The sequence below is a fragment of the candidate division KSB1 bacterium genome, from assembly GCA_034506395.1.
Classification (GTDB): Bacteria; Zhuqueibacterota; Zhuqueibacteria; order Thermofontimicrobiales; family Thermofontimicrobiaceae; genus Thermofontimicrobium.
Genome location: JAPDPQ010000045.1, coordinates 1 through 17,367 on the forward strand (window position 1 = coordinate 1; position 17,367 = coordinate 17,367).

Genomic DNA, 17,367 nt, shown 5'->3' on the forward strand with positions numbered 1-17,367 from the left:
CGAAAAGATAATTTCGATGGCATGAACATATCAAAAATGATAATTAAATGCAATAAAAAATTCAATGCAAGAAATTATTGGGTCTCAAAACCGTCCGCCCTTTGGCTTGGCGGTCCGCCTTTTCGGCTATCGGCGTCAACTTAAGAGATGAATGTCATTCTTGCTGAACGATCCGCCAACTAGTTATTAGCGCCCACATAAGATATTTAGTTCCAAGAGACCGCTGAAGCGGTCAGCAAGTATAGTTCATTTGTCATACTCGCCCGAATGAATTCGGGCGTTTATGACAAACTTCTTTCACCATGAATAATGGTTTGTTTCAGTAGCCATAAAAGTCTTTTGGCAAGAATTTGATTTTTCTGACACCCAATTGCCAAATTACCCAATTACCCAATTACCTAATCACCTAATTACCCAACAATATGCTCCAACTCACGCAAAACCTCAAAACCGGCGAGATGAAACTCCTGGAAGTCCCAGCGCCGACGCTCACAAATAAAAACATATTGGTCAAAGTCCATTACTCACTCATCAGTGCGGGCACAGAAAGCAGCAAGGTAACCACAGCTCGTAAGGGTTATCTCGGCAAAGCCAAAGAAAAGCCAGAGCAGGTGAAGCAGGTGCTAGATACGCTCAAAAAAGAAGGTATCGCCAATACCTATCGCAAAGTGATGAACAAGTTAGATGCCTGGTCTCCATTAGGATACAGTTGTGCTGGCGAGGTGATCGAAATTGGCAGCGAGGTGACCGAATTTGTTATTGGGGATTACGTCGCCTGTGCGGGACAGGACATCGCCAATCATGCAGAGCTGGTGTCGGTGCCGGTAAATTTATGTGCCCGGGTGCCCGAAAATGTCCCCTTATCGGCAGCGGCCTATACGACCTTGGGCGCCATTGCACTGCAGGGAATTCGGCAGGCAGATCTGCGGCTGGGGGAGTCCTGCGCGGTCATTGGGCTGGGATTATTAGGACAATTAACGGTGCAAATGCTAAAAGCCAGCGGGGTAATGGTGTTCGGCATTGATATCGATCCCTGGGCTGTGGAACGGGCGAAATTGAGTGGGGCGGATGCAGCGTTCCAACGGAGTGATGGAGTATTGGAGTCCTGGATTGTTGAAAAGACTTCTGGACAGGGCGTAGATGCTGTCATTATCACGGCTGGCACGAATAGTCTCGATCCGATTGAATTGGCCGGGCGATTAGCGCGGAAAAAGGGGAAGGTCATTATCGTGGGCGCAGTGCCGACTGGATTTTCACGGGAGAATTATTTCAAGAAAGAATTAGACCTGCGGATGTCCTGTTCTTATGGTCCTGGCCGATATGATCCTGAATACGAGCAAAAGGGGATCGACTACCCATACGCTTATGTCCGTTGGACCGAGCAGCGGAATATGCAGGCGTTTCTTCAGTTGCTGGCGCAGGGAAAAGTTAATGTGGAGCATCTCACCACGCATCAATTCGATTTCGATGAGGCGTTGCGAGCGTACGATTTGATCCTTAAAAAGACCGAGCCGTTTTTGGGGATCGTGTTGAAATATCATCCAGAGCGAGAGGTTCAGAGACGGGTCATTTTATCGCAAAATCGTCGCCGCCCAGCGGAGGTGAAAATTGGGTTCATCGGCGCGGGCTCGTTCGCCCAGACGCATTTGTTGCCCAATGTCAAGAGTTACGATCATGCAGCACTTATCGGTGTGGCGACGGCAGCAGGCAACGAGAGCCGAACCGTGGCCGATCGCTATGGCTTCGCTTTTGCCAGCGGGGATGCTTCGGATATCTATCAGAACGATGAGATCAATACGGTCTTTATCGCAACCCGGCACGATTCCCATGCGGAGTATGTGATCAAAGCGCTGGAGCATCGGAAGAACGTGTTTGTGGAGAAGCCGCTGGCTTTGACGGTTGATCAGTTGAATGCAGTGGCAGTGGCTAGTGGGCAGTTTTCAGTGATCAGTGAACAGTTATCAGTTGGCAGTCGGCAGTCTTCAGTAGACAGTCTTCAGTCGCCAGTTGGCAGTCGGCAAGTCGTGAACGACCAATATTTGGCATCCAACTCCAAGTTACCCAATTACCCAATTACCCAATTACCCAATTCCGAAATCCGAAATCTAAAATCAGCAATCGTCATGGTTGGCTTCAACCGCCGCTTTGCACCGCTGATTCAGAAGCTCAAAGAACATATCAAAACCGGGCCAGTGGCGATCAACTATCGGATCAATGCGGGCTTTATCCCGAGAGATCATTGGACCCAGGATCCAGATCTGGGCGGAGGAAGAATCATCGGTGAGGTGTGTCATTTCGTCGATCTGACTATGTATCTGGCCAATAGCAAACCAGTTGCAGTCGCAGCATTTGCCATGGATTCAATGTTGAACACTCAGGATACGGTGGTGATCGATTTGAAGTTCGAGAACGGCTCGATTGCCACAATCTCCTATTTTGCCAATGGCAGCAAGGAATTGCCCAAGGAATATCTGGAGGTTTATGGCAATGGGGTGACTGCGATTTTGGACGACTTTAAAGAATTAACGATTTACGGCAAGAAAAAAAAGCGTTATAAACAGTCCAATCAGGACAAGGGCCATCGGCATGAGGTCCGGGCGTTTCTGGATGCAGTGAAGAATGGCCTGCCGGCACCGATTCCGTTTGAGGAAATTTATCTATCGAGCTTCCTTCCATTTAAAATCATTGATTCGATTCGTACAGGAAGAACCATTTCACTAACTGACCAGCCGCTCGAAACGACCGGTCAGTTGAGGCAAAATCACTGACCAGTGAGTTGGAGCAGAGTGGTCGGTCAGTTGTGGCCTTTGAAAGGAATATAGCCCAATTATCCAGTTACCCAGATACCCAATTACCCAATTACCCGTAATCCCCAGCTCATGATTGATAAAAAACTATTAGAGGACATCATCCAGAAGCATTATGCTTATTTAAAAGGAGTGAATTTTCAGGGCTGGGATGTACTGGATGGATTGAATAGCCGATTGTTTCAAGAACTTCCATTTCACAAAAATAAATATGTTCGTTTGGCGTGGATTCAGTTCTTTCGGAAATCGCCGATCAATTTGCGATCCATTTGCCAGGTGCCAAAAGGGGATAATCCCAAGGCGTTGGCGTTGTTCATCAGCAGTTTGCTGCGGCTGGGGGACTTTTATCGAGATACAGCTTTTTTCACTCAGGCGCTGGCGCTTTATGATCGGCTGATGGCGTTGCGGTCCAATGGCTATGCTGGCCTCTGTTGGGGCTACAATTTCGATTGGCAAGCCCTGGCGTTCCATGTTCCGAAGTTCAAGCCAAACATGATCTGTTCGGTTTTTGCGGGACAGGCATTGCTGGATCTATTCGAACGGATCAGAAATGATCATTTTTTAGCCGAAGCGAAGCAAGTAGCGGAATTCATTCACAAGAATCTTCTGCTCATCAATGAAAATGATCGCCTTTGCTTCGGCTACATTCCCGGGGAGTCAGCGGTGATTCATAACGTGAATTTAATGGGAGCTGCGTTTCTCGCCCGCCTGTATCACGTTACCAATGAAAATGATTATCAATTCCAAGCAGAACGATCGGTTCGGTTCTCGGCGGCAGGTCAACGGGACGATGGCGCTTGGCCGTACGGCCAACGGGGACATCATCAATGGGTGGATAACTTCCATACAGGCTACAATTTGATGGCCATACATGATTATCAAACATATTGTCAAGATGACCAATTCGAGCCAGTGCTGCGGAAAGGGCTTGATTTTCATCTAAAACGACATTTCACAGCTCAGCTATTGCCCAAATATTCCGATGTGCGATTGTACCCGTTAGATGTCCATTGTTTCGCCCAGGCGATCATCACATTTTTGGCATTGCGCAGCTATATTCCAGATTATCGCGTTCGGGTACAGCAGATGATCGCCAATGCCTTGGATATTTTGTGGGACAAAAAGCTACACTATTTTTATTATAAAAAGTCTCGCTTTTTTAAGAGCAAAATTCCATACATCCGCTGGTCTCAGGCATGGATGTTCTATGCGTTCACGTATTTTTTAGCGGGGTGGGATGAATAGAAAGATCAATGTGCTTGGTTATCCTGTGGATAATTTAACGAGTGATGAAATCATCGAGCAGATCACTGAGGCGATAAATCGGAGGGCAAAGACTCATGTTCTGGCCATCAACGCCAATAAATTTTATCAGAGCCGAACAGATCCGTTATTAGCTCGCATCATGCGGGAAGCTGAGATCGTCATTCCCGAATATGCTTTCGTTTGGGCGGCGAAAAAGCTCAATCAGCCTCTTGCTGAGCATATTGGGGGGATTATGTTGATGCGAAAGTTGCTGGAAGTTGCCCAAAGAAACGACTTTTCCTTTTTCTTTCTCGGGGCAAAGCCTGAGGTGATCAACCAAATGGTGATCAAGGTGAAGCGGCAATATGGTGATCAGATCGTGGCTGGCTGGCATCATGGCTATTTCGCTGATGATACGGAAGTGATCGAGCAAATCAATCGCAGTGGCGCCAATATCCTGTTTGTCGCAATGGGGGTGCCTCGTCAAGAATATTTTATTCATAACAATCGATCCAAAATCCAGGTGCCGGTGATGCTGGGAGTCGGCGGCAGCTTCGATGTGTTTGCCGGGATTCGCAAAGAGACCCCCTCCTATTTGCGCCATGGTTTCGAGTGGATCTATCGGCTGATTCAAGATCCTAAAAACCTGTGGAAGCGGTATTTGACTACGAATCCATACTTCGTTTTGCAAGTTCTCAAACATAAATTCATTGGAAATGGTCATCGAAAGATACTTGACCTGCCAGTGTTTGAACAGAAAGCATAGATGATTTAAATGCATGTGCCACCTATCCCACATTCTGATACCGTTTCACCAAAGATCCTGGTTCTGAGCAATTCAAATAGTGATCCTTTTTCATTCGCCTTGTCATGAAACGAAACCTGCTGTTGATCTGCATCGTTGCTCAATTGGTCAGTCCTATCGCCGAAGCTCAGATTCATAAGACGATTCCAACTTATCACTGGGCCTATCCATATTTAAGTGAATTACGGTTGCGAGGCTATTTGCCCTCGCTTTCGACCATTCGCCAGCCATACACTGAGACCGAGGTAGCGAATGCGATTTTGATTTTAAACCAGCAGGCTGACAATGTCGGAATGGCTGCATCGCCGAATGACCGCTGGATGCTCGATTTACTATCGAGAGAATTCCTCAGGCGAGATCATTGGACCGATGAGCGACTATTGAGGATCGATTCTGGGTTGTGGTTGGATGAATCAGTGTTGAAGGATTCCAGGGGGGTGCGATTTTACACCCAATTGCGGAGCCAGATTGGAGTTCATTGGAAGAACCGATTGGCATTTTACAATGGTATTCGATTGGATCAATCATTGCTGGACGATCCCCTCTATCCTGGCAAACGCTGGCGCGGCTTTGCTGGCTATACCGAGCAAGCATACGTTCGATTTTCGTTCGATGATTTCCGGAAGACCAACATCGACTTTAGCTTGACGCTGGGACGAGATTTTCTCAATTGGGGGGCTGGCAAGACTGGCCGGTTGCTCTTTTCCGATCATGCCCAACCATTGGATCAATTGAAAATCGATCTTGCCTACAAGGGCATCCAGTTTTATGTTCTGGCCGCCCAGTTAGAGAAGTGGCAGTTGTCGGATTCACTGGCGAAAATGTATGGAACTCGAAGGGCCAATCGATACATTTCGGCCCATGGGATAACTATTGCCATTAAAAATAGGTTCTTCATTGGACTGACCGAGGCCTTGCTCTATGGGGGACCAGATGCCCCTTGGGAGCTCAAATATCATAATCCCATGCTTTACTATCACGGCGAACTATTGAATGGCGGCGGAACTGATGGCAATGGGTTCCTTTATTTGGATTTCGATTTTTACCCATGGCCCAATTGGGAACTTTATGGGGAGATCCTCGTGGATGATTATCAATTGGAGAAAAAAATTCCAATCGATCTGGAGCCAAATGAATTCGGATTCATCTTGGGAGGGCAGCTTGCCCGCTTGCTGGGCATCTCGGGAAGTCGAATCGGAGTCGAATATGTGCGCATTGCCAATCGGACCTATAATTCTTGGCAAGAGTGGGAAAAGTTCGTCCATTTCAATCGGCCCATTGGCTATTGTCTCGGCAACAATTTCGATCGCTGGCAGGTTCGTGCAAGCCAGTGGCTCTGGCGCGGGTGTCAAATCGATGTGGCATGGGATCGCATACGCCAAGGCATAGGTTCACCTTTGGCCCGTTGGGATACGCCGTGGCTGAAATATACGGTAGCAGAGGGATATCATGAGCCCTTCCCATACGGCGTCGTCGAGACCGCCTCGAATCTGACTCTCATTTTCCGCTATCATCCGAGGGCTTTTCTTTTCTTAGAAAGCCAAGCGCGTTATGCCAATGTCAAAAATGTCGATCATCTTTTGGGTAAAAATCGACGTGGGTGGGACTTTATGGTCAATTTGCACCTCAATTTCGGAAAGGACTGGCGGTATTGAGGAGCGGACAAGCCTATTTGAGAGCTATTCTGGATTTTCCATTGCAATTTTCTTGCGCTGCTTGGGTCGAGCTAATGGCTAATTGTGCATATAAAAAATGGTCAATTTGGCTGCAAGGGGGCAAGTGTCGCTTGACGTAGAAAATGAATTGACTTTTTCATCTTGAGAATTGGTATTAGAAATTATCCATTTTCTGAACCGTGAAGATGAGCAAGACGAAAATAGGCTTCATCAAAGGATAGAATCAGAAGGAAACAACGGAATTTTGATTTTGAGAGAGTGACAAAGATGAATTGTTTAGTAACTGGTGGAGCAGGTTTTATCGGATCTCACACAGTGGATGCTTTATTGGCCCGGGGATATTTCGTTCGAATATTGGACAATTTATCGAAGCCAGTTCATGCGAAGGGGATGCCCGATTACGTCCCCAAAGAAGCTGAGTTTCAATTGGGAGATGTGCGCAACAAAGAAGATTGGCTGAAGGCGTTGAAGGGAATTGAGGTGGTTTATCATTTTGCAGCGTATCAGGATTATCTTCCCGACTTCAGCACGTTTGTCCATGTCAATAGCGTCAGCACCGCGCTGCTGTACGAGTTGATTGTGGCGCACAAGCTTCCGATCAAAAAAGTGATTGTGGCGTCTTCACAGGCGGTTTACGGCGAAGGCAAATATCGCTGCCCAAGGTGCAATCGCATCAAATTTCCCGATATTCGACCGCAGCACAAATTAGAGCAAGGCGATTGGAACCACCGCTGCATCGACTGCGGGACGACGCTCCAGGCCATGTGGACCAATGAGAAACGAGTAAACCCCCAGAATCAGTACGCTCTATCAAAGTACCTGCAAGAACAACTTAGCATTAATATTGGCAAGCGCTATCAGATTCCAACTGTATGTTTGCGGTACTCTATCGTCCAAGGTCCTCGGCAGTCGGTCTACAATGCCTATTCGGGGGCCTGTCGAATTTTTTGCCTTAGCCTATTTCTGGATCGTCAGCCTCCCGTGTATGAAGATGGCCAGCAAGTGCGCGATTTTGTCAATATTTTCGACGTTGTTCAAGCTAACCTCAAAGTTCTGGATTCTCCAGAAGCGGATTATCAGGTTTTTAACGTAGGAGGCGGGAAATGCTATACAGTTTTGGAATTTGCCCAATTGGTGGCCAAGATTTTTAACAAAAATATAACGCCGTGCATTACCGGTCAATACCGATTTGGTGATACGCGTCATATTTTTTCCGACATTTCCCGGTTAAAATCGATCGGTTGGCGTCCCACCCATACCGTGGAGGAAAGCGTACGATCGTATCTTGAATGGCTGAAACAATTGCCAGAGATCGACGATGTACTGGATCGGGCTTTATCAACTATGAAAGCGCTCAATGTGGTACGATCTGCTAAAACGACCTATTCCAAGAATGCGCGCGTCGCTGCGTTAGCTTAACTTTGTCGAGTGTCAGTTATCATCAATTGAATTATCAAAACATGCAAATTTGTTAGGCTTGACCAAGCGAGCATCTCATTTTTCGGTCGATTTAAAGATTGATTTTGAAATAGATTCCTATCCGCCAGCCAATTGTTGGCTTAAACCCAAGCGAATGACTGCTTACAAAATATCATTCTGAGGATCCGCTAATTGGCGGCTAGAAAATTTCTTTCGATAGCCGCATATCTTCTCGATTAATCAAGAGATTCTTCACTCTCTGTGGTCGCTCAGAATGAGATCTTGCTCTTGGGTTGACTCTCATGATCAGCTATCTGACAAAGATAACGTCCGTTTTGCTGATTCGGATTAATGAAACAGATCTAATTTGGTTCGTTAGCTGAATGAAAGCATTTTTATTGGCCGCTGGGATCGGGTCGCGATTGCGCCCAATCACCGAAAAAATACCCAAATGCTTGGTACCGATCGATGGAAAACCGCTGCTCTATCACTGGCTAAAATTGTTCGAGCAACATCATATCGACGAAGTCTTGATCAATGTTCATCATTTGCCCGATTTGATCTTCGAGTTTTTCGAGATGTATTCGTTCCAGGTGAAGGTTCACACGGTTTTCGAACAGGAACTATTGGGCAGTGCTGGGACGGTCCGAAATAATTTCGATTTCGTCTGTCAGGAACAAAATTTCTTGATCTGTTACGCCGATAATTTGACCAATTTAAATTTGACGCGCATGATCAAGTTTCACCAGCGGCAGCGCCCTATCGCGACGATCGGCTTGTTTCAGACGGAGAATCCTACGCAATGCGGGATTGCAGAGTTAGCTGAGGATTGTACAATCATCGAGTTCATCGAGAAGCCCAGCCATCCGAAGAGCAATTTGGCCGGGGCGGGTATTTATGTGGTGAATCACCAAATCTGGCATTATCTCCCAGACCGTTATCCGTCCGATTTCGGTTTCGATGTCTTGCCCCAGTTGGTTGGCAAGATGAAAGGTTATCTCATCAAAGAATATTTTATTGATGTCGGTACCGTGGAAAACTATGAGCGAGCGCGCAAGGAATTCCCGTTGATTAAGCGTTCAGCCGACATATTGGCTAAAAGCTGAGTGAGTGAGCATTGTCTCGCGGTGATGGGCAGCTTGAAATAGAGCATAGCGAGCTGTTTTTGATTGAGTGAATTGCCGCAGAAAAAATTGCTGAAAAATTCGAACAACTTCTTCAACATCATCTACATGATGAAGCGGCTTGCAATCTTAAGCGTGAAGAACAATCGCAGCTCGCTCCTGGAGCGGAACTTGTCCAGCCATGATACCACGAACTTGGGTCAAATGGAGGATCGCACGAGATGATTATTTCCCAAACACCATTACGGATCAGCTTGGCTGGAGGGGGAACGGACCTGGCATCGTTTTATCGCCAAGAAGAGGGTTGGGTGATCAGCTCTGCCATTGATAAATATGTGTTCGTGATCGTGAAGGAACGATTTGATGATAAGATTTACATAAATTATTCGAGGAAAGAGATTGTTGATTCGGTGGATCAGATCGAACATGATCTGGTTCGCGAGGCCATGCGCAAAACGCGGGTGGATCATGGCGTAGAGATCACCACTTTGGCGGATATTCCATCTACTGGCTCTGGCCTAGGGTCATCCAGCAGCGTGACAGTCGGGTTATTGAATGCGTTGTATGCGTATCAGGGTGAATTGGTGACCGCTGAGCGGCTGGCGCGGGAAGCGTGCGAGATTGAAATTGATATTTTGGGCAAGCCGATCGGCAAGCAGGATCAATACATTGCGGCGTATGGCGGTATTCGCTTTTTCCGCTTCATGCCAAACGAGGAGGTGATTGTTGAAAAGGTTGATCTTGAAAATAGCATGAGAAGGAGATTTGGAGCCAATTTGTTGCTGTTTTTTACTGGAAAAACCAGAAGTGCCGATGCCATTTTGAGTGAGCAAAGGGCCAATACCAATAGCAAAATGGAGCTGTTGCGAGGCATCAAGCAACAGGCGGCCCAAATTCGAGCTGCTATCGAGACGCGGCAGTTCGATGAGGTCGGCAAAATATTGGCTCAGAGCTGGCAATTGAAAAAAGGCCTTGCCAGCCAGATTTCGAATGGGGACATCGACAAAATGTATGCAGAAGCGATCAATGCTGGCGCACTCGGGGGAAAAATTTCTGGCGCCGGTGGCGGAGGGTTCTTGTTATTGTACTGTCCACGGGAAAAGCAGAATCAGGTCCGGGAAGCACTGAAAGACTACCGCGAATTTCCGTTTTTCCTGGAAAAATACGGTTCAAAGATTATCTTTAATATGGGGAGATACGAATGGAAATGATCACAGAGTACTTCAACCGGGTGTATGCAGCGTGTAATTCCCTTCGGCTCGAAGAAAACCAAAAACTCATTCAAATTTTGGAATATGCCTATTACCACAACAAGCATGTTTTCTTTTTTGGCAATGGCGGTAGCGGCGCAACCGCTTCCCATTTTTGCGAAGACTTAGGCAAAGGCACTTTGAATGGGAAAAAAGATATCAAACGATTTCGTACCATCAGTCTGACCGATAATACCCCTTACATTTTGGCACTGGCCAACGATGAGGGATATGAATCGATTTTCGTGGAACAATTGAGAAATTTGGCAGACCCTGGAGATGTCGCAATTGGAATCAGTGGCTCGGGCAATAGCCCCAATGTGCTGCGCGCCATCGACTATGCCAACAAACACAATATGATCACGGTCGGAATGACCGGGTTTAACGGCGGCCGATTGAAAAAGATCGCCCAATATTGTCTTCACATCCCAATTGATGATATGGGAATTACCGAATGCGTCCATTCGATCATTGCCCATTACATCACCGATTATTTCCGAGAAAAAATCAACCAACAACATCACGAGATCGATCGCATGGCGACAGTATTCGAAGTAGAAGTTGAACAACATCGGATGCTCGAAAATATCAAGCTATAGATCAATCCCTTGAGATGCAGAGATCCTTTTTGTTCGATGAGCAAAAAGAGCCAGGTTCAACTGCAGAGCGAGACCAACATTCCGTTCTATTAATGTGGGAATTTCATCCGACGTTGGATCCCCTTGCATGGTCGTTGAGATAGTCATGCGGGGGAAAAAAATGATTGTATAAATCTTGGTTGCGTGTTTCAAGTGCAGCTCTGACCAAAAAATCCAGTCCATGATTGCATGGCTGGATTTTTTATTTTGGATGGCTTTAATGGATTTTTAAAAGATTCGTCGATCTTGGAAATGCCAAATCTGCTGAGCGAAATTCATCCTAACATCAAAACCAATAAATGAATCCGAGGCTGATTTTCGGACCGCTGTAGTTATCTGTGAAGGCTACGGTATGCTTAAATTTCACGTAGTGATATCGGAATTCTGCCACTAGATTTATTTTGCGCGAGAACTGGAAGTCGAACCCAGTACCAATATTGGCGCCGATGCCTAATTCATCGCTTTGGCCCAGGGCCGATAACCGCGGTTTGGAGCGGACCGTTTTACCAGCAAACCATCCCATGCCATAGCTGAGATAGGGGATTAACATCACATCCGAAAGGATAGAATATTTGAGATCGATTAGAAGCGAACCGATCTCAATGCTTAGGGGGGTCGGCTGTGTGCTGCTATTGCAATAGTGCCAATAGCCAATGCTGGTCCGAAATGTCATCCCCCAACGCCACGGCATAAGCACCATTAGCCCAATATATGGGTGATTCTTTGTTTTGATTGAGGGCGTCAGGTCAACCGCATCGCTCAAATCGTTGGGACGCCAGTGGCCGATCTCAACCCCCAGGCCAATCTTCTCTGAATGGCTTTGTTGAGGCGATACCCATCCTGGCCAAAGCAAACTGCTGACTATCCATGTGAGTAATAATCGCGTCCTCAAACCCCTTCCTCCTCTGAATTCGCTATCTTGAAATGGAATGAAAACCAAAAATCTTCGCGTGATAATGATGATCAGGATTTATTTTTGCCCTAATAATTTGGTAAATGATTCCATCTGAAAGCCAATTGAGCCTGATGTAAAAGATTGCTGGGACGGAGGTCCCAAACCGATCAATTTGATTCTAAATTGGAATCAGATGCACTTGGCGGTTGAAAGCCGACCGTTTTGCTTTTCGAGTCGCCCAAAATTTTTATTTCACCGAATTGCGATTCGTATTTTTTGATATTGTCCTCCAGCGCGCGCGACAGGGACTTGGCGTGCTGGGGAGTCATGATGATCCGGGCATAGACACGGGTTTTAGGGACCCCAGGAAGCATCCTTGTGAAATCGATGATGAATTCGGCTGGAGAATGCGTGATGATTGCCAAATTCGAATAGATTCCCTCTGCCTCCTTTTCTCCTAATTCAATATTGATCTGCTGTTGGATCGGTGGTTGATTCATGCGTTAATTCTCCTCCATTTGTAGGTGAATTAGACTTTCTCAAAATGAGTAGACATTGAACAAATGCCTGTCGCTCTTTCAGATGCAGGAGTCTTTGGTTCACCGTTGTTCGACAAGCTAACAGATATCCGTGCGCCCGCTATTTGGCGGTGTGTGAGCAAAAATTCTATTGAGAAGAATCTAATGGATTTTGGTTTCAGGGAGCATTATTGTTATCTCCGCGATCAGACGCACAGGGTTTAAAATGGCCATGCCTGAATAATGGCAGCCTGAACCGTTGCGATTGGCAAATTATAATAAATATTTTTGCAAGAGTCAATCAAAAACAGGACCCTTGAAACGAAAAGTTACATTTTTTCCCAGGTGCCTGGCTGTTGTTCTGATTTGTTCTCGCTATAAAACGCCAAAAAGGAGCAAGAAAATTGTGCCTTTGAACGCTAGCAGTTCTTCATCTGATGATTTTGACTATCGCGTTTCGAGGATATTCATGAATTCCTATGTATCACTGTTCATTCCACTCGGTTTTTTTCAGATGAGACAAATTTCAATATTGACATTCTGGCAAAATTATGTTACATTTATTTTTGAAAAGCTAATTTAAGGTCGCTTTTTAGCTGCTGAAACATAATTAGCCTAATCGGGTCAATTAGAAAAAATTGAAAGGAACCGACTCTTGCAACGCAAGAAACTTTTTTTGATCGATGGATCAGCATTGGCATATCGCTCCTATTTCGCCTTTGTAAAGAACCCGCTGATCAATTCTCGGGGGGAGAACACGAGTGCCATTTTTGGTTTTCTGAACTCACTGCTGAAAATCATGGATGAGCATCAACCAGAATATTTGGCTGCGGTGTTCGATACACCAGAGCCCACGTTTCGGCACAAAATTTACCCCGAATATAAAGCAACCCGGCAAAAAATGCCGGATGAGATGAGCGAGCAGTTGCCACGCATCCGCCAGGTATTGGAAGCGCTTCGCGTGCCGATCATTGAAGTCCCAGGATTAGAAGCGGATGATGTGATGGGGAGCTTAGCCACCAAAGCAGCGCAACTGGGCTTTGAAACTTACTTGGTGACAGCAGATAAGGATTTTTATCAATTGGTCTCCCCGAATATTAAGGTGTATGATCCTGGCCGAGCTGGGAAAGAAAGCGAAGTGCTGGACGAGGCAGGAGTGGTGCGAAAGATCGGTCTGCCTCCGTCTAAGATCGTCGATTATTTGAGCCTCATGGGAGATAGCTCCGATAACGTCCCCGGTGTTGAAGGGATTGGCCCCAAGACCGCGTTTGAGCTGCTTCAGCAATTCGATAGCTTGGATCAAATCTATCAGAATCTGGATAAAATCGATCGCGAAAGTCTACGCAATAAATTGGAACAGAGCCGAGAGCTTGCATTTCTATCGCGGCAATTGGTCACGTTGAATACCCAGGCTTCGCTTGAGATAGATTTCGAAAAGTTAAGGCGCAGCGAACCGGATCGCGGCAGGACTTTTCAATTATTAAAAGAATTGGAGTTCAATTCGCTGTTAGATCGTTTTACCGTGAGCGAGAAAACGGCTGAAGTGAACTACATGACAATCACCACGCAACAACAGTTGGAACAGTTGATTGAGCAATTGAGAAGCTGCTCGCAATTTACTTTTGATTTGGAGACCACTGACGTCGATCCCATGAAGGCAGAGATCGTCGGGCTTTCGTTTTGCTGGAAAGAGGGTGAGGCCTATTACATCCCAACTGTCAGCACCAAAACCAAAACGAGCGCAGATCTGTTTGCTGCCGAAAAATTCAAAGGAATGCCGCTCCAGTCCGTTCTCAGTCAATTGGCTCCGATATTTCAAGATGAAGCGATCAAGAAAAGCGGGCAGAATGTGAAATACGATCTTTTGGTCCTCTCTCGAGCAGGCATCGAAGTTCGGGGGGTAGATTTTGATACCATGATCGCGAGCTACGTGGTTAATCCGTCGTTGCGGCAGCATAACCTCGATGCTCTGGCGCTCACCTATTTTAATTATCAAAAAATTCCCACCAAAGATCTGATTGGCGCTGGCAAGAAACAGATCACCATGGCGGAAGTTCCAATTGAAGAGGTGAGCCGTTATGCCTGCGAGGATGCGGATTATACCCAGCGACTGCGCCTCGTTTTAGAACCAATGCTGATCAAATACGATCTAAAAAAGTTGTTCGATGAAGTAGAGATGCCGCTGGTACATGTGCTCATGGAGATGGAACGAGCCGGCGTTTCACTAGATGTCCCATTGCTGGAGAAAATGTCTCGGGAGCTATCCCAAAGGCTCGATGAGCTGATCGAAAATATTTACCAATTGGCTGGGCAGCGGTTCAATATCAATTCGACCAAGCAACTGGCTGATATTCTATTCAAGAAGCTGGGATTACCAGTGAAGAAGAAGACCAAGACTGGGCCCTCGACCGATGTGGATGTGTTGGAGGAATTGGCAAAGGAGCATCAATTGCCTCGCGAGCTGCTGGAATATCGCCAATTAAGTAAGCTGAAATCCACATATGTAGATGCCCTCCCGCGGCTCATCAACCCCGAGACCGGGCGGGTGCATACCTCATATAATCAGACGGTAGCGGCCACGGGACGGTTATCATCAAGCGATCCGAATTTGCAGAACATCCCGATTCGTACCGAGATCGGGCGAAAAATTCGGGAGGCGTTTATTCCAGCGGACGATCGGCATGTCATTCTGGATGCAGATTATTCGCAGATTGAACTTCGGATCATGGCGCATCTGTCGCAAGACCCCATGTTGATCAAGGCATTTCAGGAGGGAAAAGACATTCACCGCGAGACGGCGGCGTTGGTGTTCAAGGTCGCTCCTGAGGAGGTGACCGAGGAGATGCGTCGCCGGGCCAAGGAAGTGAATTTCGGCATTATGTACGGCATGGGCGCTTACGGATTGGCTAGCCGCTTGGAGATCCCCCAGGAAGAGGCAGAGATGTTCATCATCAATTATTTTGCCAGCTACCCGAAGATCCAAGAGTTCATGATGCAGACGCAGGAGTTCGCTCGCAAAAACGGCTACGTCACCACGTTGCTGAACCGCCGGCGCTATCTGCCAGACATCCATAGCGACAATCGTCGTGTGCGAGAGTTCGCCGAGCGCAACGCCATCAATACCCCCATCCAGGGCACGGCCGCCGATCTCATTAAAGTCGCTATGATCAACATCTATCGTCGAATGAAAGCCGAACGCTTGGGCGCAAAAATGATCATGCAAGTTCATGACGAATTGGTGTTCGAGGTGCCTATCGACGAAGTGGATCAGATGAAATCTTTGGTCCGCGAGGAAATGGAAGGAGCGATTGAGCTATCGGTGCCAATCAAAGTGGATATCGGTGTTGGCAAAAACTGGCTCGAGGCCCATTAGCAAAAACAGATGTGATCTGGACAGCCAAAATGCCATTGGGGAGGATAGCTTTGATCAGGGCAATGCTTGGAAAGGTTAATTCGATCAGAAAAATCTAAATAGAGAGTGTATCCTCCTTTTCAATCCTATTCCTATTGCTGATCGTGCCACCGATTGACCAGGAACCAAATTTCTATTAAGCAGAACAACTCGCGAGTACCATATTTTTTACTGGATAGCTGAAATTAGCAAGAACCATAATCCCTTAAGCAGGAGTTTTCTGTCAATATTTTCACCAGTACTTGCGCACCATTCATCATGAGCTTTAACTTGACAGAATCGGATCGAATCAGCTTCATCGGGTTCTAGAAGCAATATTGAGAAAAGTAAGATTTTTTATTTTGGTGCTCAGAACGCATGAATTTCACTTGACTTTCGTAGCTGGCTTTAATATATTCAGAGCAAAAAAAGATTGATCATGGCATGAAATCCGGAGGAATTATGGCTGATAATGTTTATCGTCGGAAAATATCGGCTGAGGAAGCGAGGGAACGCTATATTTTGGTGTTGAAGCAAGGGTTAGAACTATTCCCAAAGATCGGAAAGCCGTTCACGCTGAAAGTAGCCGACAAAGAGCTCGAGATGTTTCTGGAACCTGTTGAAGTATGGAGTACTGGGCCGAAAAAACCCCGATATGATTATCGGATCGACGCGAAAAAATTCTGGGACGTTTTCCCATTGCATTTTGGGAAGACCGTCACAATCACCAAGGAAGATGACAAGATTTACCGCTTGAGCTGAGAGCCTATGATCCCATTACGAGACGTCAATCCATCTCATAGTTTTCCCTTGATTACGATCCTCATTATTATCGTCAACGCAATTGTTTTTTTATATGAGGTGTCGCTAGGCCAATATCTGCCAGAGTTTCTGGACACATATGCGTTGATTCCGGTTCAGTATTTCTACATGGGTGACCTCGGCGGGCTGTCAGCGATCGTGCGTTATTTTCCGTTCCTCACCTCCCAATTCTTGCATGGGGGCTGGCTTCATTTCATTGGCAATATGTGGTTTTTATGGATCTTTGGAGATAATGTCGAGGATCGGTTGGGGCATTTTAAATTTTTGATCTTTTATTTGCTCTGCGGCGTGATTGCTGGTCTTGCTCACGTCTACACCAATCCCCATTCGTCATTGCCAACCGTGGGCGCCAGCGGGGCTATCGCGGGGGTCATGGGTGCTTATACTATTTCGTTCCCGCGCGCCCGTGTGATCACCCTCTTTATATTTTTCTTTTTCATCCGATTCATCGAGCTGCCAGCAGTGGTCTTTCTGGGCGTATGGTTCCTATTTCAATTTTTTAGTGGCACTGCTGCGCTGTCCGCGGCTGAATCCGCCGGTGGCGTGGCTTGGTGGGCCCATATCGGAGGCTTTCTGGCCGGAATCGTTCTGGTCCTGTTCATCCCAAAACGGAAAAATTGGCCGCGACGGCGGTTCAGTAGCTTTTACGATGAGAATTACTTTGATTCATTATAACAAGTACCATCTTCGCTCGCACCAATTTTCTTAGCCTAACCATATCGATTCCTGGCGACTTGCGGACCGCTTCCAAGGAATGAAATTGGGTTCAGCAATCTG

Annotated in this window: 13 protein-coding genes; 11 read left to right on the forward strand and 2 right to left on the reverse strand. The window is 46.5% G+C overall.

The window, feature by feature from the left end:
* Positions 1 to 458: 458 nt before the first annotated feature.
* The 8 genes from ONB37_18625 to ONB37_18660 all read left to right on the forward strand — a co-directional run bounded on the left by ONB37_18625 (position 459) and on the right by ONB37_18660 (position 10,925).
* Positions 459 to 2,768 carry a bi-domain-containing oxidoreductase gene (locus ONB37_18625; GenBank protein MDZ7402176.1) on the forward strand — a complete coding sequence of 770 codons (2,310 nt, stop codon included), beginning with the start codon at positions 459 to 461 and terminating at the stop codon, positions 2,766 to 2,768.
* A gap of 111 nt (positions 2,769 to 2,879) precedes the next feature.
* Positions 2,880 to 4,052, forward strand: coding sequence for an aspartate-semialdehyde dehydrogenase (locus ONB37_18630; GenBank protein MDZ7402177.1), 1,173 nt, complete (start codon positions 2,880 to 2,882; stop codon positions 4,050 to 4,052).
* A complete protein-coding gene (locus tag ONB37_18635; protein ID MDZ7402178.1) occupies positions 4,045 to 4,818 on the forward strand; it encodes a WecB/TagA/CpsF family glycosyltransferase in 774 nt (257 codons plus the stop codon). Before ONB37_18630 ends, ONB37_18635 begins: the two co-directional genes overlap by 8 nt.
* Positions 4,819 to 4,922: 104 nt before the next feature.
* A complete protein-coding gene (locus ONB37_18640; GenBank protein ID MDZ7402179.1) occupies positions 4,923 to 6,512 on the forward strand; it encodes a capsule assembly Wzi family protein in 1,590 nt (529 codons plus the stop codon).
* Between the two features lie 288 nt (positions 6,513 to 6,800).
* Positions 6,801 to 7,952: an NAD-dependent epimerase/dehydratase family protein gene (locus ONB37_18645; protein ID MDZ7402180.1), complete on the forward strand. Its 1,152-nt coding sequence runs from the start codon at positions 6,801 to 6,803 to the stop codon at positions 7,950 to 7,952.
* Positions 7,953 to 8,335: 383 nt separating this feature from the next.
* A complete protein-coding gene (locus ONB37_18650) occupies positions 8,336 to 9,058 on the forward strand; it encodes a nucleotidyltransferase family protein (protein MDZ7402181.1) in 723 nt (240 codons plus the stop codon).
* A 239-nt stretch (positions 9,059 to 9,297) separates the two neighbouring features.
* Positions 9,298 to 10,287, forward strand: coding sequence for a GHMP kinase (locus ONB37_18655; GenBank protein ID MDZ7402182.1), 990 nt, complete (start codon positions 9,298 to 9,300; stop codon positions 10,285 to 10,287).
* Entirely contained in the window at positions 10,278 to 10,925 is a 648-nt protein-coding gene (locus tag ONB37_18660; protein MDZ7402183.1) for an SIS domain-containing protein, read from the forward strand. The genes ONB37_18655 and ONB37_18660 overlap by 10 nt, the downstream gene beginning before the upstream one ends.
* Positions 10,926 to 11,250: 325 nt before the next feature.
* On the opposite strand, the gene ONB37_18665 is transcribed toward ONB37_18660, so the two are convergent.
* Positions 11,251 to 11,856 (reverse strand): porin family protein, encoded by a 606-nt coding sequence (locus ONB37_18665; GenBank protein ID MDZ7402184.1) that lies wholly within the window; start codon positions 11,854 to 11,856, stop codon positions 11,251 to 11,253.
* Positions 11,857 to 12,026: 170 nt separating this feature from the next.
* Entirely contained in the window at positions 12,027 to 12,359 is a 333-nt protein-coding gene (locus ONB37_18670) for a DUF3467 domain-containing protein (GenBank protein MDZ7402185.1), read from the reverse strand.
* A 673-nt stretch (positions 12,360 to 13,032) separates the two neighbouring features.
* Between ONB37_18670 and polA the strand changes: the two genes are divergently transcribed.
* From polA to ONB37_18685, 3 genes are all read left to right on the forward strand, one after another.
* The gene (gene polA / locus ONB37_18675) at positions 13,033 to 15,750 is read left to right on the forward strand and encodes a DNA polymerase I (protein MDZ7402186.1); all 2,718 of its coding nucleotides are present in this window, start codon (positions 13,033 to 13,035) and stop codon (positions 15,748 to 15,750) included.
* Positions 15,751 to 16,230: 480 nt separating this feature from the next.
* A complete protein-coding gene (locus tag ONB37_18680) occupies positions 16,231 to 16,530 on the forward strand; it encodes a hypothetical protein (GenBank protein ID MDZ7402187.1) in 300 nt (99 codons plus the stop codon).
* Positions 16,531 to 16,536: 6 nt separating this feature from the next.
* The gene (locus ONB37_18685) at positions 16,537 to 17,265 is read left to right on the forward strand and encodes a rhomboid family intramembrane serine protease (GenBank protein ID MDZ7402188.1); all 729 of its coding nucleotides are present in this window, start codon (positions 16,537 to 16,539) and stop codon (positions 17,263 to 17,265) included.
* The last annotated feature ends 102 nt before the right edge of the window (positions 17,266 to 17,367 follow it).

Bases quoted from the DNA above. Each gene is read 5' to 3' on its own strand.
- ONB37_18625 (MDZ7402176.1), top strand. From the start codon at position 459: ATGAAACTCCTGGAAGTCCCAGCGCCGACGCTCACAAATAAAAACATA.
- ONB37_18630 (MDZ7402177.1), top strand. From the start codon at position 2,880: ATGATTGATAAAAAACTATTAGAGGACATCATCCAGAAGCATTATGCT.
- ONB37_18635 (MDZ7402178.1), top strand. From the start codon at position 4,045: ATGAATAGAAAGATCAATGTGCTTGGTTATCCTGTGGATAATTTAACG.
- ONB37_18640 (MDZ7402179.1), top strand. From the start codon at position 4,923: ATGAAACGAAACCTGCTGTTGATCTGCATCGTTGCTCAATTGGTCAGT.
- ONB37_18645 (MDZ7402180.1), top strand. From the start codon at position 6,801: ATGAATTGTTTAGTAACTGGTGGAGCAGGTTTTATCGGATCTCACACA.
- ONB37_18650 (MDZ7402181.1), top strand. From the start codon at position 8,336: ATGAAAGCATTTTTATTGGCCGCTGGGATCGGGTCGCGATTGCGCCCA.
- ONB37_18655 (MDZ7402182.1), top strand. From the start codon at position 9,298: ATGATTATTTCCCAAACACCATTACGGATCAGCTTGGCTGGAGGGGGA.
- ONB37_18660 (MDZ7402183.1), top strand. From the start codon at position 10,278: ATGGAAATGATCACAGAGTACTTCAACCGGGTGTATGCAGCGTGTAAT.
- ONB37_18670 (MDZ7402185.1), bottom strand. From the start codon at position 12,359: ATGAATCAACCACCGATCCAACAGCAGATCAATATTGAATTAGGAGAA.
- ONB37_18680 (MDZ7402187.1), top strand. From the start codon at position 16,231: ATGGCTGATAATGTTTATCGTCGGAAAATATCGGCTGAGGAAGCGAGG.
- ONB37_18685 (MDZ7402188.1), top strand. From the start codon at position 16,537: ATGATCCCATTACGAGACGTCAATCCATCTCATAGTTTTCCCTTGATT.